At 59.4% G+C, this 6,209-nt stretch carries 7 protein-coding genes and 1 tRNA gene; 7 read left to right on the forward strand and 1 reads right to left on the reverse strand.

Features of this window, described 5'->3' with window-relative positions; all coding sequences use genetic code 11:
- Positions 1-18 precede the first annotated feature (18 nt).
- The 4 genes from EPN93_18410 to EPN93_18425 all read left to right on the forward strand — a co-directional run bounded on the left by EPN93_18410 (position 19) and on the right by EPN93_18425 (position 3,692).
- Positions 19-1,092, forward strand: a complete 1,074-nt coding sequence (locus EPN93_18410; protein ID TAL31134.1) for a patatin-like phospholipase family protein — start codon at positions 19-21, stop codon at positions 1,090-1,092.
- A gap of 111 nt (positions 1,093-1,203) precedes the next feature.
- Entirely contained in the window at positions 1,204-2,214 is a 1,011-nt protein-coding gene (locus EPN93_18415) for a HEAT repeat domain-containing protein (protein TAL31135.1), read from the forward strand.
- 32 nt (positions 2,215-2,246) lie between these two features.
- Complete coding sequence (locus EPN93_18420; GenBank protein ID TAL31136.1) at positions 2,247-3,173, forward strand: alpha/beta hydrolase; 927 nt, start codon at positions 2,247-2,249, stop codon at positions 3,171-3,173.
- Between the two features lie 102 nt (positions 3,174-3,275).
- Positions 3,276-3,692 carry an ATP-binding protein gene (locus tag EPN93_18425; protein TAL31137.1) on the forward strand — a complete coding sequence of 139 codons (417 nt, stop codon included), beginning with the start codon at positions 3,276-3,278 and terminating at the stop codon, positions 3,690-3,692.
- Between the two features lie 19 nt (positions 3,693-3,711).
- On the opposite strand, the gene EPN93_18430 is transcribed toward EPN93_18425, so the two are convergent.
- A tRNA-His gene (locus tag EPN93_18430) sits at positions 3,712-3,783 on the reverse strand.
- A 404-nt stretch (positions 3,784-4,187) separates the two neighbouring features.
- On the opposite strand from EPN93_18430, the gene EPN93_18435 reads away from it, so the two are divergent.
- The 3 genes from EPN93_18435 to EPN93_18445 form a co-directional block, all read left to right on the forward strand.
- Positions 4,188-5,315 carry an SPFH domain-containing protein gene (locus tag EPN93_18435; GenBank protein TAL31138.1) on the forward strand — a complete coding sequence of 376 codons (1,128 nt, stop codon included), beginning with the start codon at positions 4,188-4,190 and terminating at the stop codon, positions 5,313-5,315.
- A gap of 3 nt (positions 5,316-5,318) precedes the next feature.
- A complete protein-coding gene (locus EPN93_18440; protein TAL31139.1) occupies positions 5,319-5,924 on the forward strand; it encodes a DUF4178 domain-containing protein in 606 nt (201 codons plus the stop codon).
- Between the two features lie 3 nt (positions 5,925-5,927).
- Positions 5,928-6,209 (forward strand): hypothetical protein (locus tag EPN93_18445; protein ID TAL31140.1); only part of this gene is annotated, 282 nt, incomplete at its 3' end.

Here is a 6,209-nt window from a genome sequence, read left to right on the forward strand (position 1 = left end):
TAAACCAAGAGGAAACGCATGTACGAAAACATCGAGATAAGGGCCGGGTCGCGCGCTATCGAACTCGTCCGCGACGGCGGCTTCAAGGCTGATACTGTAAAAATCGTCGCCGGCGCGTCGGGAGGGCCCAAGTGGCTCGTGCTCGCGGGATTCGACAAGATACTCCCGTCGATGTTCGCGCGGAGAAAGAAGCCGCTCCATCTCGTCGGCTCGTCGATTGGGGCGTGGCGCCTGGCGGCCCTTGCCTCGAAAAACCCCGAAAAGGCGATGCGCACGTTCGAAGACATGTACGTGAATCAGCGCTACGCGCGGCGCCCCACGGCCGTGGAGGTGACTGCGGAATCGCAGAAAATCATGGAAGCCTACCTTGGCGGGCAGGAGGGAAGCATCCTGAGCAATCCCGTTATGCGGCTCTCGGTGATCACGGTCAGGGCGAAAGGAATTGGGGCGAGCGATCTCCGGCTTCCCCTTTCGCTTTGTCTCGCGGGCGCGGCGCTTGGGAACCTTGCGCATCGTTCGCTGCTGAGTTATTTTTACGAGCGCTCGATATTCTCCGACCCGCGGGAGGCGGCGCCGTTCGCGCCCATGAACGATTTCCCGCCCGTTCACATACCCCTCACCGCGCTGAATATACGCGAGGCGATCATGGCCTCCGGCTCCATACCACTCGTGATGAGCGGCATACACGGCATCAAGGGTGCGCCCGGGGGGACCTACAGGGACGGTGGCATTATCGACTACCATCTCGACATGCCCTTCGCCGCGGGGCCGGAGGACCTGGTATTCTATCCTCACTTCTACCCGTACATCATTCCCGGGTGGTTCGACAAGTCGCTACCCCGGAGGAAACCCTCCGGAGCGAACATGTCAAACGTTCTGCTCGTGTCCCCCTCGAAAAGTTTCGTAGACTCCCTCCCCGGTAAAAAGATTCCCGATCGTGACGATTTTATGCTCTTCCGGGGACGGGACGACGAGCGCGTCGCGTGCTGGAAGAAGGTGGCATCTGCTAGCCGCAGGGTCGCCGATGAATTCATGGAAGCGGGTGGGAACGGCAAAATACGCGATCTCGTGAAGCCGATCGATTGCCGCTGACCCCATTTCCGTTAATCTGCCACCATAGAAAAAAGTTGAATTATTCGCCTCGGCATTGTAGTCTCTGCCTGAGTGATACAGGCCACATAAACCAACGATGGCGGTAGACCCATGGGAATTTTTGGACCTAATTTCAAAAAGCTTGTGGAAAAAAACGATACGCAGGGGCTCATAAACCTGCTCTCCTCGAAAAACCCGGACACGCGCATAAGCGCCATGCTCACGCTGGCCAAGACAAGCGACACTGCGGCCCTCGATGCGATGAAAAAGCTCCTCCATGACCAGGATCCGCGCGTGCGAACGGTCGCCACGCTGAAATTCGGCGAGGTGAATATCCAGGAAATGGTCGAGAACCTGGAGCAGATACTCAGGGACGGCTCCCCGGGCGACAAGATCGAGGCGCTGCACCTTATCGGCTCCCGGGGGGTGAGCGACCAGAGGCTCTCTGCGGTGCTCGCGGCTTCAATCGAGGACAAGAACCTGTCCGTGCGGCTGGCGGCGATAAAGACGCTGGGAATGCTCAAGGATGTTCATGTCGTGGAAAAGCTCATAACCTGCCTGGAACGCGAGCATATTCATATTCGCGTGGAGGCCATACATGCGCTGGGCGAGATCAGGGACGCGCGGGCGGTGAACCCGCTCATCGGGGCGTATATGGATAAATATCCCGAGGTGCGGGCCGCGGCGCGCGCAGCCCTCGAGCGTATCGGCACCGCGGAAGCGCTCAAGGCGCTCAACGATTCGCAATTCACCATGCTCGTCAGGAAAATGGAGGGCAATGAGCACGACCGCATGGAGACGGCCGCGCGCATCGGCCACCTGGGCCTTAAGGAGGCGCTCCCCCTCCTCGTCAGGGCCAGTGCGGACAAGTACAAGGAGGTGCGCATCGCAGCCGTAAAATCTATCGGAACCCTCAAGGAACAGGACGGGATAGATGCGCTGGTAAAGCTCCTGGATGACAAATTTTACGATGTACGCCTCGAGGTGGTGAAGGCGCTCGAACATATACCTTCACCCAGGTCGCTGGAAGGGCTCGAGGCCGCGGCGCGCGACAGGAACGAGTCGGTGAAGGTCGAGGCGGAGCGGGCCGTACAGGCTATGAAGACGCGGCTGGGGATGTGAGTCGGCGGAATAAACAGATAAGCGTGGGGCGTATGAAAAAACTTTATATCATTGCGGGCGTACTGCTGTGCGCCCTTGTCATCGTGCCGGTGATCGCCGGGATCGTGAGCGGGGACAGGATCGAGATTCCCTCCTCCTTCAAGGGGAATTATATAACGGTCCAGGGAGAAAAGATCCGCTGCTACCAGCACGGGAAGGGGCCGGACCTCCTTCTCATACACGGACTTCCGGGCTGCATCGAGGACTGGGACCCGGTATTCGACTCGCTTGCGGCAAGGTATCGCGTAACGGCATATGACCGGCCGGGGCACGGGTTCAGCAGCGCCCTCAAGCTTGAATACACCATTCAGGATAACGCCCGCTTCGCGCGCGGCGTTATCAACGGCATGGGATTGAAAAACGTGATCGTCGTGGGGCATTCGTACGGCGGGGGGATCGCGCTCGCCCTGGCGTCGCTCGACCCCGCGGGCATAAAGGCGTTCATTTCGATTGCGGGCGTCTGCAGGGCGATCGACGGCGTCGATCCCGTGTTCTACCTGAACAGGATACCCATCCTTGGCCGTGGTTTCGCGGCGCTCGCCGCGCGACTGTTGGGAAAGGGAATGGTCGAGGAAGGATTCGGGGACGCGTTCTATCCCAACGGATCGTTGATGACCGCCGACTTCCTGGTTAAACGCATGACGGTCTTCCTGCAGACAAAGGTGATCGTTACGACCTCCCAGGAGGAGACGCGCTTTAGCGAAAGCGTCGAGGAACTCGCTCGCTCCTATAAATACATCATGAAACCCGTTACGGTCATTCATGGGGAATCGGACAGGCTCGTGCCGTTCGAGGATTCGGTATGGCTGCAGAAAACCGTCCCCCCGGTGAAACTTATCCCGCTGAAAAACACGGGGCACATGGTGCAGTACGCGCACCCGGAGATCGTGATCGGGGCGGTGGACGCCCTCAGCAGGTGAAGCGGCGACTCGCATTTTCAAATTCACATAACGCGCGCGATAAAAACCGGGCGAATTTCAAAACCATATTGACAATTTGATTGCAATGATACACGATTGACCATGCCCCGTACGAACGTAGCGCCCTTTAATAAATACATTCACACGGATGCCGCCCTGATCGCGCCTGTAGTCCGGGAAGCGATTGAATACCTCCGCAGCTTAAAGGAACAGGGGGCCGCGCTTCGGGTCGATGAATATTATTACGCCCTTTCACTGGACGAGGCGCTCACGAACGCGGTCCAGCACGGAAACATGAACGATGCGGGCAAGAAGGTCCATCTCACGATTGTTCTACGGCGGTCATCGCTGGATATAGTTGTAACGGACGAGGGCGACGGCTATGATCCCGAGGCCGTGCCCGATCCCCGCCGGCCCGAATGTTTTTTCAAGCGCAATGGGAGGGGAATACACATTTTGAAAAACGTCGCGTGCGTGGAGTGGAACAGGAAGGGAAATGCCGTGACGATTCGGTTTTAAGGCGGCTGCGCGGTAAGTTGGTGGATGACGGGGATCGAACCCGCAACAACTGGAACCACAATCCAGGGCTCTACCATTGAGCTACACCCACCGAAGACTTTTCCCGTGTCCGGCGGCAAAAGGTTCCGCATTCATGGGAAACGCGGATATACTAAGAGCGGCGAGGTATCTGTCAAGAGATTTTCCGGGCGGGCCTTTCGGCGTCTCGGGCAGGGAGATCATTATATGGATACTGTGCGCGGCGATGGCAACGGCCTACGGTGCAGTCGCGCTTCGGCGCGGGGAATGAGGCGGCCTTGGACGGTTCGCGTATCGCTACACACGTAGCCGTATCGGCGCCCGAAAATTTTTCACAAACGTTTCTCCTTTCCTCCCCGTTCCTGATCTGCGGCACAAGTCCGATAGCGCGGTACCGCCTTGCGCAGGGCAATATTTTCTTGACCCGGCGAAAAATCTTTGTTACATACGATACATACCCGTTTCCCGGAGAACACGATGGCACTGATAGACATAGTCCAATGGAAAAACGCGCCCGGAGAGATCATCTACCGCTTTCCCGAGGGGGCCATCTCCCTGGGGGCGCAGGTGTTCGTCATGGAGAACCAGGAGGCGATTCTATTCAAGGATGGCAAGGCGCTCGATTCGTTCGCGCCCGGCCGGCACACCCTGGTGACGGGGAACATCCCGCTCCTTGACAAGCTCGTGAACCTGCCCTTCGGGGGGCAGTCGCCGTTTCCCGCCGAGGTCTATTTCATCAACAAGACCGAGGTCCCCAACATGAAGTGGGGGACCAAGCTCCCGCTGCAACTACAGGACCCTGTGTACAACGTCGCGATCCCGGTGCGGGCGTTCGGCTCGTACTCGATAAAGGTCGTCGACGCGCGCGCGCTCCTCATCATGGCGATTGGCACCTGGCATGCCGCGAGCTCCGAGCAGATGGGGACGTCGTTCCGCGACCTGATCATCCTTCCCAAGCTCCAGGATTTCATCTCCGAGACGCTCTACGGACAGAAGATCAGCGTCCTCAAGATCGCGACCCTGCTCGACGAGATCGGGTCCTCGGGCAAGGACAGGATCGCGAATGATTTCTCGGGGTTCGGCGTGGAGCTCGTGCGCTTCGTCGTGGAGTCAATCAACGTTCCAGAGGACGACGAATCGGTCAGGCGCCTCAAGAAGGCCCTCGCGGACAAGGCCGAGATCGACATCCTGGGCCAGGACTCGTACAAGATGAAACGCACCTTCGACACGATGGAGAAGGCGGCGTCGGCGGAAGGGGGCGGCGGGATGATGGGCGCGGGGATGGGCCTGGGGGCCGGGGCGAGCATGGGCGCCGCGATGAAGGACATGATGCAGGGCGCCATGTCCGGTTCGAAGGACCAGTCAAAGGTGCTATGCCCGCACTGCAGGGCCGAGAACGCCCCCCAGGCAAAATTCTGTTCCGCGTGCGGAAAGGAAATGGCCGTTACGCGCGCGTGCCCCGCATGCAATAAACAGGTTCCCGCGGACGCGAAGTTCTGCCCGGAATGCGGCGCGAACATGCAGGAGACGAACTGCCCCTCCTGCAATGCCGTCGTCAAGCCGGGGGCGAAATTCTGCCCCGAGTGCGGGAAGAAGCTCGGCTAGGCCATGGCCGGATACGCATGCGCCTCATGCGGCGCGCCGCTCGAGATAAAGAACCGTTTCAGCAAGGTCATTATCTGCGCCTACTGCGGCTCGCACCTTAAAATATCGGGCTCGGGGCTCGATATCGCGGGCACGCAGGCGAAGCTCGCGGACTTCCCCTCGCTCCTTTCCATAGGGTGCAGGGGAACCATGCTCGGGAAGCCCTTCGTCGCGCACGGGAGGCTCCGGTACAAGTACCAGGGCGGCTTCTTCGACGAATGGTACATAGAGTACGACGGCGAGCCAGCCTGGTTCGCCGAGGACGAAGGGACCTACACCCTCTTCACCGAGATGACCGAGATCGCCCGGGTCCCCGCGGACCTCGCGGAAGTGCGCGCGGGCGCGAACATCATGATGGGCGAACGCCGGGTGATGATCAAGGAAAAGGGCAGGGCCGTCATCGAGGGCGGCGAGGGAGAACTGTTCCACTACTTCGAGCCCGGCGAAGAGGTGAGCTATATCGACGGTATCTGCGACGGTAAGAAAACCTCCATAGAATGGACGGAGGACGAGGTGGAGCTCTTCACGGGACGCGTGCTCTTAAAGAGGGACATCACGATCGAGGCATGAGCGATGGCGGATAACGAAAAGGCCCGTCCTGGAAAAAAGGTGCCCGCGGGCGATCAGGAAGTAAAGGCGATCATCTGCGCGAAATGCGGGGGCGCGCTCACCGGCGGCGCGCGCGTCGAGAGCAGCGGGGAAGACCGTGAGGAGATCCCCATAGCCAAGTGCTCCTCGTGCGGCACCGAGTACGACCAGCATACCCAGGAATACTACGAATTCTACGCGGACACCTTCATGGCCGAAGGGGTGAGCGCGGTATTCAAGCTGGGGCTCAAAGGGGTTATCGACGGC

The sequence above is a fragment of the Spirochaetota bacterium genome (assembly GCA_004297825.1).
In the GTDB taxonomy this organism is placed as follows: Bacteria; Spirochaetota; UBA4802; order UBA4802; family UBA5368; genus FW300-bin19.

Coding starts and splice junctions, on each gene's coding strand:
- EPN93_18410 (TAL31134.1), top strand. CDS start 19: ATGTACGAAAACATCGAGATAAGGGCCGGGTCGCGCGCTATCGAACTC.
- EPN93_18415 (TAL31135.1), top strand. CDS start 1,204: ATGGGAATTTTTGGACCTAATTTCAAAAAGCTTGTGGAAAAAAACGAT.
- EPN93_18420 (TAL31136.1), top strand. CDS start 2,247: ATGAAAAAACTTTATATCATTGCGGGCGTACTGCTGTGCGCCCTTGTC.
- EPN93_18425 (TAL31137.1), top strand. CDS start 3,276: ATGCCCCGTACGAACGTAGCGCCCTTTAATAAATACATTCACACGGAT.
- EPN93_18435 (TAL31138.1), top strand. CDS start 4,188: ATGGCACTGATAGACATAGTCCAATGGAAAAACGCGCCCGGAGAGATC.
- EPN93_18440 (TAL31139.1), top strand. CDS start 5,319: ATGGCCGGATACGCATGCGCCTCATGCGGCGCGCCGCTCGAGATAAAG.